Here is a 20,645-nt window from a genome sequence, read left to right as displayed (position 1 = left end):
GTTCCTGCCTATCCCGTTTGATTACCTATATTATTCTTTTATATGAATATATTAGTGTAAATATATAGACGTAAACATACGCATTTACACTAATATAGTATTTATCTACGTTATTCATGGAAATTATTATGCGAATTAAAATACTCACTCCTTTGTTGTTACTCGGCATTACAGCCTGCAGTTCGACAACGCAGGAGCCTATTGGTGGTGATCGTGATGCTCATGGTTGCTTGCCTGCGGCTGGTTATCTATGGTGTGAACGCACGCAAACCTGTGAGCGCTCATGGGAGCTTGCGGATGCGGCCAAAATTGAGTATAGCGCTGCTGAAGTTAAAGCGTATTGTGAGATGATTGATAGTGATTTACTCAGCGATGATGACAACGGTGGTGAGTAAAAGATGAGTGAATAAAAACCCAAGTTACTGACGATACACCCGTATTGGCATTGCATTAACGTAAATAATGTAAATTCAATGCCAATGAAAACAATTATCAATTACATTGCCTGTACTTAAATCCCATAAACCAAGCAGTGTTATTACGATCATGTCTTCTTTTAGTCAAACACTTCCCCAGACACCAGATCAGGCAGCCAATCAGACATCGAATCAAAAACTGACAAGATCGAAAAACCAAGCTGCGACTGCAAAAAACAAAACCTTTCTAAAGAATAAACAAGTGCAAATATGGGCGCGTCGTTTGCATATCTATATCTCGATGGCGCTATTGCTGGTAGTACTGTTTTTCTCTATCACGGGTATTACGCTGAATCGTCCTAGCCTGTTTGTTGCTAGCCAAGCTGATATTGAAGAAACTATTCTGAGCTTACCGCAAGCCTTATTCAGCGATGCCAATGGCGCTGTTGCTGTCAATAAATCCGGTATTGTGACTTACCTTACTGAGCACGCTAACCTTTCTGGCCAGCCTTCTGCATTAGATGTTTTTACTGAAATTGAAGATGGTGAATTAATCGAAGGCGAGATCGCCATGGATTACAAAGGCCCCGGTTATAACGTCGCTGTGTTTATTGATATGACGACCACTGAAGCCGTTATTGAAAAAACCCATTACGGTGTTATCGCGGTATTAAACGATTTACATAAAGGCCGTAATAGCGGCGATGTATGGAAATTGTTTATTGATATTACCGCGCTGTTGATGGTGTTTTTTGTATTAACTGGGGTGTGTTTATTAGTGCCGAAAAAGAAAACCTTCGCAACCTCATTAAAATGGACCTTGTTTGGTTCGCTCGTTACTTTGGCTATTTTTGTCGTGGCCGTTCCTTAAGGATCTTGTATGACTTTGTTATTTAAACGTCTTGGTCAGTGCATCGGACTATCTATTGCATTATTAAGCAGCCTGTTCATTTCGACTTTTTCAGCAAGTGCTGCGCCAATCCCTGTGACTGCAGAGCTAGCGGTTGAATTTAGCTTACCTAAGATTGATTCATCTATGTATGCACGCCCTTATGTGGCGGTATGGATCGAGAACTCGAAACGCAAATCAGTGCGTACCGTCGAGCTGTGGGTTGGTAAAGACGAATGGCTAAAAGATTTACGTAGCTGGTGGCGCAAAGTCGGTCGTTACGATCGTGCATTGGTTGACGGCGTTACATCTGCCACTCGTCCTGCGGGTGATTACCGTTTCACCTGGGATGGTTTAGATAATGATGGTAACCGCGTTGAAGCGGGTAAGTATACATTTTATGTTGAAGTAGTACGTGAACACGGCGGCCGTAATTTCATCCGCCAAAAAATGACCTTAGGTGACAAGCCATTTAGTCACGCCATTGCACCAACCGAAGAAACCGGTGATATCCGTATTAACTACCTAATTAAATAATATAGCGAGAAAGATAATGTCTACAAAAAGCAAATTAAAAGTATTAGGTTTAGCCTGTACGGTTATCGCAGGACTAGCTGCTACAACAACGGCTAATGCACACCCGCGTTGGGTATTACCATCGCATTTCACCGTATCAAAAGAAGGTGGTGATTGGTTAACGTTTGACGTAACTGCATCACACGGTACGTTCGTATTTGATAAGCCTGCCGGCAGTGAATTTGCACAAGTGATCATGCCTGATGGCCGTAAAGAGCGTCCTAACTTTGTGATCCGCGGTAAACGTCGTTCTATCTTTGACTTCTACTTTGAAGAAGAAGGTACGCATAAAGTCGCTATTAACAATGTTCCGTCTTACTACACGGCTTATAAAGCCGGTCGTCGCGATACGGTTAAACGTATTCAAGCCAACAAAGCAGAACGTGCAAACTTACTCCCAGAAAAAGCACGTGATGTGAGCACGCAATTGAGCTACACACGCGCAGAAAGCTATGTAACGGTTGGTATGCCAACTGAAAAAGCATTAGAAATTGAAGGTAAATACCTTGAAATGCGTCCACTGACTCACCCATCAGACATTGTTGAAGGTGAAGAGGTTAGCTTCCAGTTTTTCTTTAATGGCGAGCCACAATCGGGTGTTACTGCGGATATTACCCGTGAAGGTACGTTATACCGTAATCACCAAGAGCAAATTGACGTAGTAAGTGATAAAGACGGTAAAGTGACTTTCACTCCGAATGTTGCAGGTCGTTACTTGATGAAAGCTAATTATAAAGGTGAATTGAAAAATGATCCGATGGCTGACAAAGCAAGTGTGAACGTGCACTTTACGTTTGAAGCGTTACTACAATAACCTTCCACGTTATTGCCAGTTAGTCAGTTTATAGCCTGTAATCGATACGATCTGATTACAGGCTTTTGCTTTTTATTCGAATTAATAATTGTAGAGGTTTTCATGACAATCAAGCCAACGGTGTTCGCGTTTTCATTAATGACAGGTTTATTTTCTAGCGCAGCAAGTGCCCATTTCCCGTTAATGAATTGCTGGTTCGAGTCTGACAAAGTCGCTTGCGAAGCGGGCTACAGTGATGCCAGTACGGCTGTGGATTACGCTGTAAATATGTATGACTACGATGATAACTTAATTGCCAAAGGCATGACGGATAAGCGCTCAATTGCTGAATTTAGTAAACCTGATACTGATTTCTATTTAGTATTCGATGCTGGTCATGAAAACCCTGTTGAAGTTGACGTTGTTGAGATTAGTGAAAAATGATCAGTCAATCAGTTCATCCAGATGATGGCGGCCGTGAAGGTAAATGGGTGGCGTTAATCATCATCACCATTCTTGCCACTGCAGCACTGCTGTTACCTTACCATCAAACGGCGTCGAGCGAGCAACAGCTCGCGAGTCATCAAATATCGATTAAAGACCTGCCCACAGTGGAGCTGGCGATGATCGGCGAATTACGCTTAGCGCATGAAGAGATCCGCAATATTCATCAAGATAGCCTTGAGTTTGAAGGCGCCGATGCTTGGCCTGAAATGGCTGAATTAGATGAATTATGGTTAGCGCCTTTTATTATCGATAAAAGTTGGGAGCGTAAAGGTAAACATGCGTGGCGTAAAGTTGCTCCGGCTTTATATCAAGGAATTCCAGCGTTAACCACGGGTAGCGTTGCGGTGATATTGAATAGCCAAGCTGCAAGACCAGATGTGTGGTTAGCATTAGATATGCCTCGCCCTGAGCCAATGATGGGCAACGGGCTTAATGCCAGCGAACTGATCAATGCAGGTTGGAAACAAGTTGTGTTCACGGGTGATGAGACTGCTGGTGTAGATCGTGCCGGCGTAGATAATCGCGCTGCAGCGCATACCGACAAAGACAGTCACTAAAGCGTAACGTCAGTTAATAATGGGATTTCATAATGAAAAGTAAAACAATGAAAAACAGCATGAAAAATCTAATCGTCGCAGTGACTACAAGCGCTGTGTTGCTAATGAGCGGCGCTGTTCAAGCGACTGAAAAACTCACTATTGGTATTACCCTGCAACCTTATTACAGCTATGTGAAAGCGGTTGTGGGTGATAAAGCCAATGTACTGCCACTCGTTGATGAAGGTTTTAACCCGCATAACTACCAACCACAACCAAATGATTTACGTCGTCTTAAACAGATGGACGTGATTGTTGTGAATGCGATTGGCCATGATGACTTTGCCTTAAAAGTAATTAAAGCAGCAGACCGTGATGATCTTATTGTGATCAAAGCCAATAAAGACGTGCCGTTATTACCTGCAATTGGTCAATCTGTAGGTGAAGGTGCAGTAAATCCGCATACCTTTGTGGGTCTATCGACGACTATTCAAAAGGTTTATACCATCGCCACAGAGTTATCGAAGATTGATCCTGATAACGCCCGTACTTACCGTAAAAATGCGCGTAAATATGCGACTGAATTCCGCAAAATGAAACGCCAAGCGATGCTGACGTTAGGCGATCTCGATACTTCGGGCATGCTGGTGGCGACCACACACAATGCTTACGGTTATATTCTGCAAGAATTTGGTGTAGATGTGGCGGCGGTCATTGAACCTGCACACGGTGTTGAGCCAAGTGCTAGCCAGTTACAAGAAACTATCGAGAAGATCCGCGCATCGAAAATTGATGTGTTGTTCTACGAATTAAATATGCCAAGCCGTTATGTTGAAACGATTGAAGCGGCAACGGGCGTGCAACTTTACCGTTTCTCGCACATGACGCATGGTGCATATGAAGAGAATAAAGTGGCCGTTGAAATGAAAAGTAATCTTGCGACCTTAGTTGAAGCAATGAAGTTTGCAGCGAAACGTTCGTTAGCTGATACAGCTGTAACGACTAATACCGCAACCAATATCAAGCAAGGAAGTTAATCGTGGGTCCTGCAATTCGTTTACAAAATGTTGGTTTGCAATACGGTGACAATGTCATTTTAGAAGACATTTCACATTATTTAGAAGCTGGTCAATGCCATGTGATCATGGGACCTAATGGTGGTGGTAAAACATCGTTATTACGTTCTATTTTAGGCTTAACGCCTTTCACGGGCAATATTGATATTCAATGGCCTGAGCATAAAGGCAATATCGGTTATGTACCGCAAAAGGCGACGTTTGAGTCGAGCTTACCGTTTACAGTGATGGATTTTATTCTGTTAAATCAGAGTCGTAATCCGTTGTTTTGGCGCAAGCGTAAAAAAGAACAAGATCATGCGTTAGCGCAATTAGATCGCGTTGGCATGGCGAACCGTACTGACCGCCGTATGGGACAGTTATCAGGTGGTGAACAGCAACGTGTGTTATTCGCGCAGTCATTATTAGATAACCCCGATCTGTTAGTGCTTGATGAACCAACAACGGGTATGGATGAACAGGGTGTGCGTTACCTTGAGTCGTTAATTCATGAGTTAGTACGTGAGAATAAAACCATTTTAGCCGTGCATCACGATGTCAGTGCAGTGCGCCGTTTAGATGGTCAAGTGCATGTGGTTAATCGTCAGTTAGTTGATTCAGGCCCTGTGTCTGAGGTACTACGCGCAGACAAGATCGAACGCTTATTCAATCATTATACTGGTGGCAATGTATCTGTTAGCGCATCAAGCGTTAACCCTGCTCAAGGAGTTAAATAATGGATACTATCCGTCATTGGGCACAACTGGGTGTGGATGCAGGTTGGTTGAGTGAGAGCTTCTCTTATTCGTTTATGGTGAATGCTGTTGTTGCTGCCATCTTGCTTGGCCCACTATTAGGTGGCCTTGGTACTTTGGTCATTGCTAAACGTTTAGCGTTCTTTTCTGAAGCGGTAGGACACGCAGCATTAACGGGTATTGCCTTAGGTGTATTACTGGGTGAACCAGCAGAAAATCCAATTATTGGTTTATTCAGTTTCTGCATGATCTTCGCATTGTTGCTGCATTTTGTGCGTAACCGCACCAATGTACCTTACGATACTTTGGTGGGCGTATTCCTTGCCTTTGCTTTAGCGGTCGGTGCGGCGCTACTGATGTACGTGGCGCGTAAGATTAACATTCACATGTTAGAGAATGTATTGTTCGGTTCGATCTTAACGATCACTGATTATGACTTGTTGATCTTGGCGGTGACTTGCGGGGTTATTTTACTGGTATTGATACCCACCTTTAACCGTATTTTGTTGACCTGCATCAGCCCTGATATTGCTAAAGTACGTGGTTACGCGACTAATTTTTATGACTATTTATTTGTCATGATGATCACGCTAGTGACGATTGCCTCGGTGAAAATTGTCGGTGCGGTGTTAGTGGGGGCCTTGTTACTGATCCCTGGCGCTACGGCCCGACTGTTAACCAAGAACATGGGGAGCTTTGTACTGATGTCGGCGTTATTAGCGACGATAAGTTGTTTGATTGGTACGATTTTACCAATGGAATTAAAACTGCCAATTCCTTCTGGCGCGGCGATCATTATTGTATCGACGAGCTTCTTCTTAACGGCAACCTGCTACCGCATTGTGCGTAAAGGATAACTGATTATGACTTCTCCATTATTAAGTGTTAGCGCGGCAGTATTATTACTGACATCAACATTGGGCTTTAGCCAAAAGATAAATGCTGCAGACATTCTTACCGCGACGCCGGTGACTTATATGTTAGCGACGGAGTTAACTAAAGGCACGGATATTACGACTCAGTATTTACCGCCAAAACGTTACGGCATATCGCGTTTACCGAACTGGTTTAGTTCGAAAGGCGCAACGTTAACAGAAAAAGCGGCGATTGATGCGCAAGTCGCAATTACCCTAGGTGCCGTTTGGCCACAAGACCCGTTATTTGTGCATGCGCGTAAAGGCAACATTCGTATGATTGAAGTGGATGCATCTCAAGCCATTTCACCACGTGCACAAGGCGTTGCTGCGCTGCGTTTAGACGACGGGACTATCTCAGCTTACACTTGGTTAAACCCGACAAACTTAACCCGTATGACGGCGATTGTGAGTCAAGACTTACAACAAATATGGCCACAGCAAGCGGCGACAATTACCAGTAATCAACAAGCTTTGATGATGTCAGTACGTCATTTGATTAACCAACAACAAGCGATGTTGTTAGACAATGAAATTGACTCTGTGGTGTTGCTATCAACAGAGCTAGAAGACTTTGCCTCAGGTAATCAGTTGTTTGTGGTTGAGCGCTTAACCAAACCTGAATTGGAATGGACGGCAGAAGACAAACAGGAACTGGTAGCGCTATTAACTGAAGACGATAGCTTATGGATCTTGACCTCGAAAAGAGCCAGTAAACAGCTTAAAGCATTAGTACCGAATCCGACTCGTATCTTAACGATTGATAGTATCGATCGCTGGGGTCGTGGTATTAAAGCGGATAAGCCATTACAACGCTGGCAGTTAGCGCTTTAATTTATAAAATAACAGCTCTTAAATAACTATTCTTAAATAAAAAATGCCCTGCGTAATCTCCATTACTCGGGGTATTTTACTATTTATTAATAATCGTCGTCGTTACTGCTGGATGACAAGCGTTATTACAAACGGAACTGGCCATTGCGTGTTATTTCATTTGTGCCTAGTAGTAGGTATAATATCCATAGTTTAAATAAGGATAATAATATGAAATACCACCGCTTAAATGAAATCATCGAACTATTACAACCAGAATGGCAGAAAGAACCTGATACTAATCTGCTGCAGTTACTTAGCACCTTGGCTGATGAGATGAAATTTGAAGGCGAGTTAGCTGATTTGAGTGATGATGCGCTTATCTATCATTTGAAAATGCGTAACAGTGCGAAAGACGAAATGATCCCTGGTTTAGCCAAAGATCACGAAGATGACTTTAAAACAGCACTGCTTAAAGCCCGTGGTTTTGTGCCGTAATAGCCGCTGATTTATTCATTTTAAATGAGTGAACAAATTAATTTATCAATGGTTATTTTTTTAGTTAGAATTGAAATTGTAGCCATTATTCCCACCTTTGTTTGATGTACATCAATTCCTGTCATTTCCCCTCAAAATTATTATCGGTTAATTTATGCCAATTAAGTGAATAAAAATTAATTAAGTAAATAAAAACTACTCATTAAAAATCAATCCATTACTTTATTTTCGATGTTACTTTTTGTATCCATATTGCGCCTAAATACGCCATAGTTATACTTCATTTATTTGAAATCTCATAGCGGCTTAAGATGATAAATAAGCGAGTTCCTCGATATATTCTGGCAGGGGTATATCTGTCTATTATGTCATTTTCAGCAGCCTCTGCAGATTACGACAAACTAAAAAATATGTGCATGGGTTGCCATGGTGATAACGGTGTTAACCCTTATCAATCGATACCGGATCTGCAAGGCCAGAGCCTCATCTACCTCAGAAATCAGATGGCGGCGTTCAAAAGTGGCGAGCGACAAGATATTACTATGAGCAAGGTTGTACAGTTACTTTCTGATGATGACGTCATCAAAATTACCAAATACTTCAGCGAACAATAAGGTTTAATTAAGCATGAAACGTAGAGATTTTATTAAAGGCACATTTGCTGTCGGTGCCAGTGCTATGTTACCGATTAATTGGGTATTTGCAGGTAATTTACCGAAAGGTTTGTCACCATTAGAAGTTGATTCATTAAAGTGGTCATCGGTTACTGATTTACCTGATTACTATAAGGTACTCAACAGTACGCCGTTAAATGCTTATGTTGCTGATCATATGTTAGACCCGACTGTAACACCTGCTAATGTACCGTTTGTTCGTTGGAATGGTTTACTGCCAGATTTTAAAGCGATGGATCCTAGAATTTGGGAATTCACTGTTGATGGTGAATCATGTGAAACGCCAAAAACATACACGATTGCAGATCTAAAAAGTAAATTTAAACATCATACTTACGCATTGACGTTGGAGTGTGGTGGTAATAGTCGTAAAAACTTTTATCCGTCAGCTAAAGGTAACCAGTGGACTGATTCCGCTGTGTATTGTTCGGAGTGGACTGGCGTATTAGTCAGTGACGTATTAAAAGATTGTGGCATTAAAGATGATGCAGTATATACCGGGCATCACAGTATTGACCGCCATTTAAGTGGTAAAGGGGACGCGATTTCTCGAGGTGTGCCAATTCAATATGCACTAGAAGATAATGCATTGATTGCATGGTCGATGAACGGCGAAGAGATCCCTTACTTACACGGTTATCCATTGCGTATCGTATTTGGTGGTCGCCCTGCCTCTATTTCATCGAAAGCAGCAACGGGTATCAGCATTCGTAATGTTGAGCATGATGGTAAGAAAATGGAATCCCCTGCTTATCGCGTGCCTAAATACCCTGTTGCTCCTGGTGAGAAAGTGCCGTTAGATGATTTTGAAATCATCGAACACATGATTGTGAAATCATTAATCACCCATCCACAAACGGGCAGTGAGTTCAAACTAGGTCAGAAGACTGCTGTGCGCGGTCATGCATGGGCTGGTCCACTTGCAGTGGTTAAAATGGAAGTCAGTTATGATTATGGTACCACTTGGCACCTTGCTGACTTGAAAAAACAGCCAAATCAAATGGCATGGCAAGATTGGTCAATCGAACTTGATTTACCTCAGCATGGCTATTACGAAATATGGTCAAAAGCGACGGATAGCGAAGGTAAGACGCAACCTGTGGTACAGCCACAATGGAATCCAAAAGGTTACATGTTTAATGGTTGTCACCGTATTGCGGTTCGGGTGCAAAAATGAATAAATTCCGCTATTTAATGTTATTACTTTTGCTTGGTGTCAGTACGACTGCCGCAGCAAAAGTTGAAAGTTATTTAGTCGATCAAAAGTCTGGCCTGATCATGGCGCCAGGCTGGGAACTGGTTAATAAGCAATGTAATGCTTGCCACACCAGCTTAATTATTACTCAAAACAAGGGTAATAAAGAAGAATGGCGAGAAACCATCCAATGGATGGTTGATAGTCAAGGTTTGTGGGATTTGAGTGATACTTGGGAACCGGTATTAGATTATTTGTCGACTTATTATAACCAGCAAGAAATCGATTTAACCACATTTAGACGATTACCATTAGCGGCTGAGTATCAACCACCGTCAGCAAAATAGAGTGAGTTCTAAATCATGATGAAAAAAATCGTATTCACTGCTGCTTTAGTATTTGGCTCGGGAACGGCAATGGCATCTGATGCCGATATTATTAAGCCTAATTTGGCTAATGGCCAGCAGTTATCGCAGCGTTGTTTAGCCTGTCATAATGAAAGTCGATTAGAAGAATTTAACTACTTCCCGTATCTGGAAGGGCAGAAATACAAATACATCGTTCGTCAATTAAATAACTTTAAGCTGGGCTTGCGTAAGAGCCCGTTTATGGAAGGTGAAGTGGCGTATTTAAGTCGCCAAGATATGGTCGATGTTGCCTATTTCTTTAGCATTCAGCCGAAGAAACAGTAATCACCGTTAACAAGACTCACATGCAGCGAGTCTATACATCGCGTATAGGCTCGTTTCATCATTCTGTTACCATTCTTTGATTACTTCCCCAAATAACGTTTCAACATCTCTGGCGCATCTTGATCGGCTAAAATGGCCGCAGGTGCATGCAGTGCTACTTTTCCATTTTCTACAAACGCAATATTATCGGCGATCTGCAGGGCATCATCTGGGTTGTGGGTGACCATTAACACAGTAATATCATGTGCTTTATTCAGCTTAGCAATCAAGCGCAGCATCTCTTGACGTAATGCGGGATCGAGGGCACTAAACGGTTCATCGAGCAATAACAAAGGTTGTTTACGAGCTAGACAACGGGCAATGCCAACACGCTGACGCTGGCCACCACTTAAGTCACCGGGCAGACGGTTGAGTAATTCTGTTATTTCGACTTGCTGCGCCGCTTTCTCAAGTGCAGCTTGTTGGCTCGCGTCCAGTTTCATACTTGGTGCTAAACCAATGGCGATATTCTGCTTTACCGTTAAATGGTTAAACAAATTATGTTCTTGAAACAAGGTGGTGATCGGTCGCTGCGCTGGGGTTTTCGCCAATATGGATACTTGCTGAAAGCTGATATCTCCCGATAAGGGCTGGTTAAAACCAGCGATAAGATTTAGCAAGGTTGATTTTCCTGAACCACTGGCGCCGAGGATCGCTAAGGTTTCACCACGATTAATCACCAAATCAAATTGCATCTGCATCTGCTCATACGCAAAGGTAATCTTGTCTACTTGTAATAACACACTGTCTATCTGCACTGAAACATTGTCATTACAGTTTGTCGTCGCATTGGTATTACTCTGAGGGCGCGCTTTGTTTAGCTGCGTTGTATTAGGCATTTTTGCCTCCAATAATTCGTTCAAACAGATAGAAGATCACACCGCATAGCGTTAATAAGAAGATAGCCGTTACAGCAGCGGCATCAAGCTGATAACTGCCTAATTGACGATAGAGTACCAAAGGGAGGGTTTGCATATTTTGGCTGCCAAATAACGCGATGACACTTAAATCCCCCAGAGATAACACACATGCTAGTCCTAATCCCATCGCAATCGGTTTACGTAATAACGGCCACTCGATAATCCGCAGGCGTTGCAAACGTGATAAGCCTAAGCTGACGGCTAGTTTGTCATAGGACGCAAAACTGTCTTGGATAGGTTGGTTCAATACGCGCAGTAAGTAAGGCAGCGCCATTAATGCGTTGACGAGAATAACCAGCCAAGCGGCAATACTAAATACATCGACATAGGGGCGTAATAGTAAGAACAATCCAGTGCCGAGTACCAATGCGGGAACAACTAGAATAATCGCGCCAATATTTTCGATACCATAGGCTAACGTCATTAATTTAAAGCGCACTTTCAATATACGGGTCGAGAATAAGATAGCGCAGGCGAGTAATAAACTTAACAAACCAGAGCTCAGGGCTATTTGTAATGATATGCCTGTTGCTTGCCATAACATTGGCTGGCTAAGCACGCTAAGGGTATTACTGTTAATACCGCTGCTTAGGATCGCCAGCATTGGCGGCGCTAATAAACAACTCGCGAGGATAAAGCTAAGACCATCGCAGACTTTACTGTTGAGGCTATGGCAATCGGGGCGACGGAAGTAATTACCAGATGGCGCTGACATAGGTTGTGATTTTAAAAATATGGCACTAAAAAGCATTAAGGCGACAGTGATCGCGACTTGAATTATCGCTAAGGCAACTGCTTGCTCGATATCAAATTCAAATTTGAGCGCTTGATAGATAGCGACTTCAAGGGTTGCATAATCAGGCCCCCCACCGAGGGACATGACAATCGCGAAACTGGTAAAGCACAGCATAAAGATAAGGCTAATTAACGAGGGTAATTGCTGCTTTATCTTCGGCCATTCTAAGGTAATGAAGATGTGTCGTGATTGCATGTTTAGCTGACTCGCCAAGCGCCAAGATTCACTGGGAATAGAGTCGAGGGTTTGCAGTAAAATACGCGTGGCTAACGGTACATTGAAAAATAAATGCGCCAGTAGAATACCAGTTAAGCCATAAATATAATGACCAGTTTCAATATTAAAGAAACCTAAAATTTGGTTCACCCAGCCATTTTTACCGTGCACGGCGACAATACCAAAGATGGCAATGATGATGGGCAATACTAACGATAAATTAAATAGTTTGATGATTAATTGTTTACCAACAAATTCTCGGCGTGAAAAAGCCCGTGCCAGCGGGATCGCCAAACCAATACTTAAGCCGGTAGATAAGGCTGCCTGGTAAAAACTAAAACGAATGACATGTTGGGTGTAGGAGTCAGCAAGTACACTGCTAAAGTCTAACTCGGCTTGTGAAAAATTAAGCAGGGCAGTAAAACTACCGCCTACTAGGAGTAAAATGATGCTGATGGCGAGCAAGGCGCTACACCACCAGTATTTATGCGAATTCGCGTTCATAATTTTGATTAGTTATCGACGAATTATTGAGTAACAGCGTTACGCCATTCCTTCACCCAAGATTTACGTGATTGCGCGACTTCTTCAGGCGTGAATTCAATCGTTTTAGCTGGAGTGATCAGTTTTTCAAACTCGCTTGGTAATGCGGCCGCTTGTTTTGCTGGTAGCATCCAGTTGCCTGTCGCTATCACGTCTTGAAAAGCAGGGCTAAGTACAAATGCCATGAATTGATCGGCTAACTCAGGATTTGCCGTATCTTTTAAACGAGCCACCACTTCTGTTTGTTGATAGTGACCTTCAGTGAATTCAGCCGCTTTATATTTAAATTCGCTCTCTGCAATCATGTGGTAAGCGGGTGATGTAGCATAGCTTAATACCATGTCTGCTTCGCCTTTTAAGAACATACCGTAAGCTTGGCTCCAGCCTTTCGTGATCGTCACTGTTTTATCTGCAATCTGTTGCCATGCTTGTGGTGCTTGATCACCATAAACTGCTTTAACCCATAACATAAAGCCTAGGCCTGGTGTGCTGGTGCGTGGATCTTGATAGATGATGCTCAGATCTTTACGTTCGATCAGTTCCGCTAGGCTTGTTGGTGGATTGGTCAACTTTTCACTGTCGTAGATAAAAGCAAAGTGGCCGTAATCAAATGGAATGAAGTATTCGTTAGTCCAAGCGTTTGGCAGTGATAATTTACTGGTGTCTTGTTGGTGTGGTGCAAGCAGTTTGGTTTTTACCGCTTCAGCCATCAGGTTGTTGTCTAAACCTAATAGTACGTCAGCCTTGGTGTATTTACCTTCGAGTTTAACGCGGTTAAGAATACTCACGCCGTCTTCTAAAGCGACTAAGTTCAAGGTGCAATTACAGTCCGCTTCAAATGCTGTTTTTACTTTTGGACCAGGGCCCCAGTCAGATGCAAATGAATCGTAGGTATAGACATTTAATACTGGTTTTTCGGCTGCAATAGCAACTGATAGTGAAGGTAATAGTAGGGCCGTATAAAGTGCTAGTTTTTTGATCGTGTGCTTCACGTGTTCTCCTAGAATGTGAAGCATAGAACTTATGACTCGGTAATGCGTACTTATCTGTGCATTATTTCTTAACGCAGATATGAACCAGTCTGTCGAATCTCATTCCTATGCCAGCATTATCTGGTTCAAGTTAATACGGGTGTTATCTCAGCCACTGTGACTCTGTTATTAAAAGTCTGGTAGCACCCCGATGAGTGAGCGCACATTGTATTTTTATTTGCTCTAAAGTGCCAGTGAGATTGACGATTATTGTTATAAAAATAAAGTGCATGAGTTATGTGCTGTGTTGTGGAGAGCCACAGGACGCTGAGTTACTTTAGATAATATGAATATGCATCGTTTTATTGGTATTCGTGACGCTGTTTATTGGTAACTACTTTATTATAAAACCATGCGTTATCACTTTAGTTATTATTCATTGATATAGATCATAATTGTTGGTGTGGTTTTTGTAGTGGCTGGATTTGTGTCATGCTATATTCCGTGTATCTTAAGGAGGTTTCTCTTCTTTGACTTATCGCTATATTTACCCCCGTTTTTTTATTACAGGATTTATATAAAATGAAAACAATTAATCGATTACTTGAGTGCACTAGCCACTCTTTAATTGTGCGTTATTTTGGTCGGTTATTCCGCTAATAAAACACCCCGATTGTTTTTGTATCCTCGTATCTGAATTTATACATAACTTTATTACATTACTCGTCTTCAAAATTTAACTATTTTGTGTCATCGATGACGCATTTTTATTTTTTTGCGTGTATTTTTAAAGCTATTTTTATCTCCATTCATTTACGTAATAAATCCTGAAATATATCTGTCTTTGACTCTATTAAAGATCATTAAATATGCTGTGTCTGAGTACTTCGTCCTCGGCTTTTATTGGCGTCTTTTAATTTTAAGATCTTCTTTAGCGAGTCGATATCTTCGTGGCTTTTATTATGTTGTGAAATGAATTTTGAATTATTCAATTCTTTAATTCAATAAATATAGGCTCATCAAACTGAATGAATATACCTACGCGAGTTAGCTACTCTCGACCTCAAAACCATCAAGGCTGGCGAGCTGAGATTTTCTTAAAGTATGGCGTTAAGCGTGATAAAACAAGGTTACTTGAACGTCAGCAGCTTGGCCCTTTAATGGTTCAGAAAACTTTTTTCCCCGAAGGAAATACCTGTCATACCTATTTACTTCACCCGCCAGGTGGTGTGGTAGGAGGTGATCAATTGAGTGTGTCTGTAGCACTCGAATCTGGTGCACATGCCTTATTGACCACACCTGGCGCGACTAAGTTTTATCGTAGCAATGGTGAGCTGGCCTGGCAGTCTCAGCACTTGTCTGCCGCCGATGGCTCATTTTTAGAGTGGTTACCAATGGAGAATATTTTCTTTCCTGGAGCCAATTGCCAATTGTTGACTGAAGTTAAGCTCACTGGTAATGCCCGCTTTATTGGCTGGGAGATGCAATGTTTTGGTCGTCCTGCTTTGGGGGAGGATTTCATCCGTGGTCAGCTTAAAGGGCAGGCGCGTATCTTCCGAGATGATAAATTATTGCTGGTGGAAAATTTACGCCTACAAGACCAACTACAACTCCAACAAAATGCATCGTTAAACGGCTATCCGATGATTGGCAGTTTATACATTAGTCCTGCAGATAATATCTTAGCGGCAAAAATTAATGCGGTGATAGATACCCAGCAAATTCGATTTGGTGATGACGTCCTATTAGGTGCAACTGAATTGGAAGGTCTCTTAGTTGTACGTGCATTGGGCCGTCAGACTGAACCTATGATGGCCAGTTATGTGCAAGTGTGGTCAATAGTGAGGGAGCATTGGTTAGGGGTTATTCCTGATGTTCCAAGGATCTGGCATACATGATCAAACGATAGTCATTATGACGTTGTTAGGGCAGTTTAAAAATTGGAGGAGTTGTTATGAAATTAACACCGAGAGAGAAAGATAAATTAATGCTGTTTACGGCGGGTTTAGTTGCTGAGCGCCGTTTAGCAAGGGGGTTAAAGTTGAATTATCCAGAATCGGTGGCGTTGATCAGCTGTGCATTAATGGAAGGCGCTAGAGATGGGCGCACGGTCGCAGATTTGATGAATTACGGTCGCACTATTCTGACCTCGGAACAGGTGATGGATGGGATCCCTGAGATGGTAGATAACGTGCAGATAGAATGTACTTTTCCAGACGGCACTAAATTAGTGTCAGTTCACGAACCTATTATCTGAGGATAAAAAAATGATCCCAGGGGAAGTATTAGTGACTGAGTCGTTAGGTGATATCGAACTTAATCAAGGTTATGAATCGCGAATATTAAGCGTAGCAAATTTAGGTGACCGACCTATTCAAGTTGGCTCACATTATCATTTTTTTGAAGTAAACGAGTTTCTCTCTTTTGATCGTGACCAAGCGTATGGTTTTCGATTGGATATTCCAGCTGGTATGGCGGTGAGATTTGAACCAGGGCAAATGCGTACTATCGAACTCGTTGCATTTTCTGGTGATCGTATTATTTATGGCTTTGATGGCAAGGTCATGGGAAAGCTGGAGGAGTAACAAATGGCTAAAATTTCAAGACAAGCGTATGCCGACATGTTTGGTCCGACGACCGGAGATCGTATTCGTTTAGCGGACACTGAGTTAATGCTAAAAGTAGAAGCTGATTTAACCACCTATGGTGAAGAAGTTAAATTTGGTGGTGGCAAGGTGATCCGTGATGGCATGGGTCAAGGTCAAAAACTCAGTGAGGATTGTGTTGATGCGGTGATCACCAATGCCTTAATACTTGATTATTGGGGCATCATTAAAGCCGATATTGGTATTAAAGCGGGACGAATTGTTGGTATTGGTAAAGCGGGTAATCCTGATGTACAGCCCAATGTTGATATTGTCATTGGCGCTGCGACAGAGGCGATTGCCGGTGAAGGGCGCATTATTACAGCGGGGGCGATTGATACTCATGTGCATTTTATTTGTCCTCAGCAAGTGGAAGAAGCCTTATCGGCTGGCACCACGACATTTATCGGCGGTGGTACTGGACCGGTAGCTGGCTCTACTGCAACAACGGTGACACCTGGTATTTGGAATGTGCATCGTATGTTAGAGGCTGCCGATGAACTGCCTATTAATGTTGGCTTGTTGGGTAAAGGCACAGTGAGTGTCCCTGAGGCAATCCGTGAACAAATTGCAGCAGGTGTCATTGGTTTGAAAATTCATGAAGATTGGGGCGCGACACCAGCGGCGATCAATAACTGCCTAAATGTGGCTGATGAGATGGATGTGCAAGTCGCTATCCATTCTGACACATTGAATGAAGGCGGATTTTATGAGACCACGAGTGATGCGATTGGCGATCGGGTTATTCATGTTTTTCATACTGAAGGTGCGGGCGGCGGGCATGCGCCTGATGTGATTAAATCTGTCGGCGAACCCAATATTATACCAGCCTCAACCAATCCGACAATGCCGTATACAGTGAATACTATTGACGAACATCTGGATATGTTAATGGTGTGCCATCATCTTGATCCGGCAATTGCTGAAGATGTGGCTTTTGCTGAATCACGTATTCGTCGTGAAACCATTGCCGCGGAAGATATTTTACATGACTTAGGCGCGATCTCTGTCATGAGTTCGGATTCACAAGCAATGGGTCGTGTAGCTGAAGTGGCGATGCGAACTTGGCAGTGTGCCCACAAGATGAAAATACAGCGCGGGCCTTTAGCGGGGGATGATGAGTTTGCCGATAACAATCGCTTAAAGCGTTACATTGCAAAATATACAATCAACCCAGCGATAGCCCATGGTATTAGCCATGAAGTCGGTTCGATTGAAGTCGGAAAACTGGCTGATTTGGTGTTATGGGATCCGGCTTTTTTCGGGGTAAAACCAGACACTGTGATTAAAGGTGGCTTAGTCGCCTATGCACCGATGGGCGATCCGAATGGCGCGATCCCCACACCACAACCGGTACATTATCGTCCCATGTATGCTGCCACGGGAAAAACGCGTGCAGCAACATCGATGACGTTTTTATCAAAAGCGGCGATAGCGGCGGGAATACCTGAAAAATTAAAGCTAACTCACTTGATCGGTGAGGTGAAAAATTGTCGTGATATTCGTAAGAAAGACATGATCCATAACAGCTATACCCCGAACATCGAATTGGATTCACAAACCTATGTGGTAAAAGCCGACGGTATGCCTTTGGTGTGTGAACCGCTTGAAATATTACCCATGGCGCAGCGTTACTTTTTATTTTAATGCCTTGTTATTGTAAGTAATTATTGTTTCTAGTCATAAATATCAATTTGTTTAAATTTTCATAAAGGAAAAGTTAATGTCTAAATATCTATCATCAAAAAAATTCATCACGCTAGCAACACTATCTGTTGCGGTATTCTCTAATGCGGCACTTGCGCATACTGGGACTGAAAGTATGGCGGGAGGATCTTTTATTGATGGTTTGTTACATCCGCTCACAGGGGGGGACCATCTAATTATGCTACTGGGCGTTGGCTTTTTAGCTGCGCAGATGGAAGGTAAGCAAGTCCGTATTATTTTCGGCGCGTTATTAACCATGCTGATTGGGACTGGGTTTGGTGCGTTAACGGGCATGATGACTGGTTTGGAAAGCGTGATCTTAGCATCGGTATTTATCGTTGCAGTTGCAGTTTGGAAGCAAAGCCAGCAAGTTGCGAGCAAGGTTAATTTATTATCCAGCGCTGCGATCGTCATGGTGCTGTTCCATGGTTGGGCGCATGGCGCTGAAACAGCTGCTGCGCAGTTAGTACAGTTTGTTCCGGGGATGTTGGTGAGTGCGGCTGGTTTATTAACCATTGGTGCTGCAATTGGCAGTCAAGTCAGTGCTAAATGGTTAAGTCCATCACTGGGTGTTAGCGCTGTACTTGTTGCTTTGTTAGGGGCTTAAAATGATCAAGTTAACGAAAATACGAACTGTCGCAGCTAATCACGTTGCTGCTTATGTGTGTTTGACCATGTTACAGCGTACCAAGAGTCGTCTTAAAGTACAGCTTGAAGATGGCCGTGATGCCGGCTTGTTTTTACCACGTGGTCAGTTATTAGCGCATGGCACACAACTCTCCACAGATGATGATTTTATCGTTCAAGTCATTGCTGCTAAAGAACGAGTTTCAACTGCACGCAGTGACGATCCAACCTTGTTCGCTCGCGGTTGTTATCACTTAGGTAACCGCCATGTGCCACTGCAAGTCGAAGCGGGCTGGTGTCGTTTTCTTCATGACCACGTATTAGATGAAATGCTGATTGGCTTGGGCTTAGAGGTCAAGGTTGAGAATGCTGCTTTCCAACCTGAGCCGGGTGCCTATGGTGGTACGACTGGCGGTCATTCCCATGGTAGTGAAGAAGAGTATGTGCATCCGCATCCGCATTAATCGTCGATTTAACGAATAGGAGATCAGCATGGACAATATGTTAGCTGAATTAAAATTGTATCAGTTGATTAGTCCATCGCTCCCTGTCGGCGGATTTACCTACTCACAAGGGCTTGAGTGGGCAATTGAAAAAGGTTGGGTCACTAATGTGGCTACGCTAGAAAATTGGTTAGCTGGGCAAATGTCGGAAAGTTTAGCCAGTCTCGAATTACCTATTTTGATTCGCTTACAGGACTGCTTGGCTAATCATGATCGTCTGCAAGCGCAAGGTTGGTGTGATTATTTAGCCGCCTGCCGTGAAACCAAAGAGATGCGTTTAGAAGAGCGTCAACGTGGACTTGCCTTTGTGCGCTTACTGCCAAAGTTAGGCATATCATTGGACGATGCTGAACTGGCGAAGATGGTTGAAACCACGCAGCTTGCAGCGTTTTCATTAGCAATTAATCAATGGGCTATTTCGTTAGAGAAAGCCTTGGGGGGTTATCTCTGGAGTTGGTTAGAAAATAATATCGTGGTTGGCATTAAGTTAGTGCCGCTAGGGCAAAGTGATGGCCAGCAATTATTAATGAAATTAGCCGCCTTGATACCTGCTGCTGTGCAACAAGCATTAGCAACGAAAGACCAAGACATAGGCAGCTTTACGCCAGCGCAAGTGATGGCGAGCTGCCGACATGAACATCAATATACGCGATTATTTCGCTCGTAAGGATTTTAAACAATGACAGAATTTAAACAACCGTTACGCATCGGCGTTGGCGGTCCAGTAGGCTCAGGTAAAACGGCATTATTAGAAGTTTTATGTAAAAGCATTCGTGATACTTACAACATTGCTGTGGTAACCAATGATATTTATACCCAAGAAGATGCGAAGATCTTAACCCGCGCTGGAGCCTTGGATGCTGATCGTATTATTGGCGTTGAAACGGGAGGGTGTCCACATACCGCTATCCGTGAAGACGCATCAATGAACTTGGCTGCGGTTGAGGAATTAGCCAAGCTACACAAAACTCTCGATGTGGTATTTGTTGAAAGTGGCGGTGATAATTTAAGTGCCACGTTTAGCCCTGAGCTAGCAGACTTAACGATTTATGTTATTGATGTTGCCGAAGGTGAGAAGATCCCGCGCAAAGGTGGACCAGGTATTACTCGTTCCGATCTGCTGGTGATTAACAAGATTGATTTAGCGCCGTATGTTGGTGCGTCACTTGCGGTGATGGAGCAAGATACTAAGCGCATGCGCGGCGATAAGCCTTATGTGTTTGCGAATATGAAAAAACAGATTGGTTTACAACAGATTATCGATTTTATCGTTGATAAGGGCATGTTGGATTGTTAACTAAACTTTAATTTTAACTTCCATATTAATTATCCCTTTAGTGGTGCATCTGCTTTGCGCTTGCACCA

Annotated in this window: 26 protein-coding genes and 1 riboswitch; of the genes, 23 read left to right on the top strand and 3 right to left on the bottom strand. The window is 42.9% G+C overall.

Features of this window, described 5'->3' with window-relative positions; all coding sequences use genetic code 11:
* The first annotated feature begins 128 nt into the window (after nt 1-128).
* From JFU56_RS16950 to JFU56_RS16880, 15 genes are all read left to right on the top strand, one after another.
* Complete coding sequence (locus JFU56_RS16950) at nt 129-395, top strand: hypothetical protein (protein ID WP_198438447.1); 267 nt, start codon at nt 129-131, stop codon at nt 393-395.
* Nucleotides 396-546: 151 nt separating this feature from the next.
* Complete coding sequence (locus tag JFU56_RS16945) at nt 547-1,287, top strand: PepSY-associated TM helix domain-containing protein (RefSeq protein ID WP_242065998.1); 741 nt, start codon at nt 547-549, stop codon at nt 1,285-1,287.
* A gap of 9 nt (nt 1,288-1,296) precedes the next feature.
* Nucleotides 1,297-1,842: a DUF2271 domain-containing protein gene (locus tag JFU56_RS16940; RefSeq protein ID WP_198438446.1), complete on the top strand. Its 546-nt coding sequence runs from the start codon at nt 1,297-1,299 to the stop codon at nt 1,840-1,842.
* A gap of 16 nt (nt 1,843-1,858) precedes the next feature.
* Complete coding sequence (locus tag JFU56_RS16935; protein ID WP_198438445.1) at nt 1,859-2,695, top strand: DUF4198 domain-containing protein; 837 nt, start codon at nt 1,859-1,861, stop codon at nt 2,693-2,695.
* A 102-nt stretch (nt 2,696-2,797) separates the two neighbouring features.
* Complete coding sequence (locus tag JFU56_RS16930) at nt 2,798-3,118, top strand: hypothetical protein (RefSeq protein ID WP_198438444.1); 321 nt, start codon at nt 2,798-2,800, stop codon at nt 3,116-3,118.
* Nucleotides 3,115-3,738 (top strand): DUF6162 family protein, encoded by a 624-nt coding sequence (locus JFU56_RS16925; protein WP_198438443.1) that lies wholly within the window; start codon nt 3,115-3,117, stop codon nt 3,736-3,738. The genes JFU56_RS16930 and JFU56_RS16925 overlap by 4 nt, the downstream gene beginning before the upstream one ends.
* A 32-nt stretch (nt 3,739-3,770) precedes the next feature.
* A complete protein-coding gene (locus JFU56_RS16920; protein WP_198438442.1) occupies nt 3,771-4,754 on the top strand; it encodes a metal ABC transporter solute-binding protein, Zn/Mn family in 984 nt (327 codons plus the stop codon).
* 2 nt (nt 4,755-4,756) lie between these two features.
* Entirely contained in the window at nt 4,757-5,509 is a 753-nt protein-coding gene (locus JFU56_RS16915; RefSeq protein ID WP_101061884.1) for a metal ABC transporter ATP-binding protein, read from the top strand.
* Nucleotides 5,509-6,384: a metal ABC transporter permease gene (locus tag JFU56_RS16910; RefSeq protein ID WP_017223454.1), complete on the top strand. Its 876-nt coding sequence runs from the start codon at nt 5,509-5,511 to the stop codon at nt 6,382-6,384. The genes JFU56_RS16915 and JFU56_RS16910 overlap by 1 nt, the downstream gene beginning before the upstream one ends.
* A gap of 6 nt (nt 6,385-6,390) precedes the next feature.
* Entirely contained in the window at nt 6,391-7,275 is an 885-nt protein-coding gene (locus tag JFU56_RS16905; protein ID WP_198438441.1) for an ABC transporter substrate-binding protein, read from the top strand.
* Nucleotides 7,276-7,485: 210 nt separating this feature from the next.
* The gene (locus JFU56_RS16900; protein ID WP_198438440.1) at nt 7,486-7,752 is read left to right on the top strand and encodes a YihD family protein; all 267 of its coding nucleotides are present in this window, start codon (nt 7,486-7,488) and stop codon (nt 7,750-7,752) included.
* A 365-nt stretch (nt 7,753-8,117) separates the two neighbouring features.
* Complete coding sequence (locus JFU56_RS16895; RefSeq protein ID WP_242065997.1) at nt 8,118-8,366, top strand: c-type cytochrome; 249 nt, start codon at nt 8,118-8,120, stop codon at nt 8,364-8,366.
* A gap of 13 nt (nt 8,367-8,379) precedes the next feature.
* Nucleotides 8,380-9,603 carry a sulfite oxidase gene (locus tag JFU56_RS16890; RefSeq protein ID WP_198438438.1) on the top strand — a complete coding sequence of 408 codons (1,224 nt, stop codon included), beginning with the start codon at nt 8,380-8,382 and terminating at the stop codon, nt 9,601-9,603.
* The gene (locus JFU56_RS16885) at nt 9,600-9,968 is read left to right on the top strand and encodes a cytochrome C (protein ID WP_198438437.1); all 369 of its coding nucleotides are present in this window, start codon (nt 9,600-9,602) and stop codon (nt 9,966-9,968) included. The genes JFU56_RS16890 and JFU56_RS16885 overlap by 4 nt, the downstream gene beginning before the upstream one ends.
* Nucleotides 9,969-9,983: 15 nt before the next feature.
* Nucleotides 9,984-10,313 carry a hypothetical protein gene (locus JFU56_RS16880; protein ID WP_198438436.1) on the top strand — a complete coding sequence of 110 codons (330 nt, stop codon included), beginning with the start codon at nt 9,984-9,986 and terminating at the stop codon, nt 10,311-10,313.
* Nucleotides 10,314-10,393: 80 nt separating this feature from the next.
* On the opposite strand, the gene thiQ is transcribed toward JFU56_RS16880, so the two are convergent.
* The 3 genes from thiQ to thiB are packed head-to-tail and all read right to left on the bottom strand — an operon-like array spanning nt 10,394 to nt 13,819.
* The gene (gene thiQ / locus JFU56_RS16875; RefSeq protein ID WP_198438435.1) at nt 10,394-11,191 is read right to left on the bottom strand and encodes a thiamine ABC transporter ATP-binding protein; all 798 of its coding nucleotides are present in this window, start codon (nt 11,189-11,191) and stop codon (nt 10,394-10,396) included.
* Complete coding sequence (gene thiP / locus JFU56_RS16870; RefSeq protein WP_198438434.1) at nt 11,184-12,788, bottom strand: thiamine/thiamine pyrophosphate ABC transporter permease; 1,605 nt, start codon at nt 12,786-12,788, stop codon at nt 11,184-11,186. Before thiP ends, thiQ begins: the two co-directional genes overlap by 8 nt.
* A gap of 23 nt (nt 12,789-12,811) precedes the next feature.
* A complete protein-coding gene (gene thiB / locus JFU56_RS16865; protein WP_198438433.1) occupies nt 12,812-13,819 on the bottom strand; it encodes a thiamine ABC transporter substrate binding subunit in 1,008 nt (335 codons plus the stop codon).
* 86 nt (nt 13,820-13,905) lie between these two features.
* Nucleotides 13,906-14,019, bottom strand: a riboswitch (TPP riboswitch).
* An 807-nt stretch (nt 14,020-14,826) separates the two neighbouring features.
* On the opposite strand from thiB, the gene JFU56_RS16860 reads away from it, so the two are divergent.
* The 8 genes from JFU56_RS16860 to ureG all read left to right on the top strand — a co-directional run bounded on the left by JFU56_RS16860 (nt 14,827) and on the right by ureG (nt 20,577).
* Nucleotides 14,827-15,696 (top strand): urease accessory protein UreD, encoded by an 870-nt coding sequence (locus JFU56_RS16860; protein ID WP_198438432.1) that lies wholly within the window; start codon nt 14,827-14,829, stop codon nt 15,694-15,696.
* 56 nt (nt 15,697-15,752) lie between these two features.
* Complete coding sequence (gene ureA / locus JFU56_RS16855) at nt 15,753-16,055, top strand: urease subunit gamma (protein ID WP_198438431.1); 303 nt, start codon at nt 15,753-15,755, stop codon at nt 16,053-16,055.
* Nucleotides 16,056-16,065: 10 nt separating this feature from the next.
* Nucleotides 16,066-16,383 (top strand): urease subunit beta, encoded by a 318-nt coding sequence (locus JFU56_RS16850; protein ID WP_198438430.1) that lies wholly within the window; start codon nt 16,066-16,068, stop codon nt 16,381-16,383.
* A gap of 3 nt (nt 16,384-16,386) precedes the next feature.
* Nucleotides 16,387-18,090 carry an urease subunit alpha gene (gene ureC / locus JFU56_RS16845; protein ID WP_198438429.1) on the top strand — a complete coding sequence of 568 codons (1,704 nt, stop codon included), beginning with the start codon at nt 16,387-16,389 and terminating at the stop codon, nt 18,088-18,090.
* A gap of 76 nt (nt 18,091-18,166) precedes the next feature.
* Nucleotides 18,167-18,757 carry a HupE/UreJ family protein gene (locus tag JFU56_RS16840; RefSeq protein WP_198438428.1) on the top strand — a complete coding sequence of 197 codons (591 nt, stop codon included), beginning with the start codon at nt 18,167-18,169 and terminating at the stop codon, nt 18,755-18,757.
* Between the two features lies 1 nt (nt 18,758).
* A complete protein-coding gene (gene ureE / locus JFU56_RS16835; RefSeq protein WP_198438427.1) occupies nt 18,759-19,241 on the top strand; it encodes an urease accessory protein UreE in 483 nt (160 codons plus the stop codon).
* A gap of 28 nt (nt 19,242-19,269) precedes the next feature.
* Complete coding sequence (locus tag JFU56_RS16830) at nt 19,270-19,947, top strand: urease accessory protein UreF (protein WP_198438426.1); 678 nt, start codon at nt 19,270-19,272, stop codon at nt 19,945-19,947.
* 12 nt (nt 19,948-19,959) lie between these two features.
* Nucleotides 19,960-20,577 carry an urease accessory protein UreG gene (ureG, locus tag JFU56_RS16825; protein ID WP_198438425.1) on the top strand — a complete coding sequence of 206 codons (618 nt, stop codon included), beginning with the start codon at nt 19,960-19,962 and terminating at the stop codon, nt 20,575-20,577.
* The last annotated feature ends 68 nt before the right edge of the window (nt 20,578-20,645 follow it).

Origin of the sequence: Moritella sp. F3 (assembly GCF_015082335.1) — a bacterium.
Taxonomy (GTDB): domain Bacteria; phylum Pseudomonadota; class Gammaproteobacteria; order Enterobacterales; family Moritellaceae; genus Moritella.
Note: the sequence above shows the minus strand (reverse complement) of the source record. Positions and strands in the feature narration are given on the sequence as shown.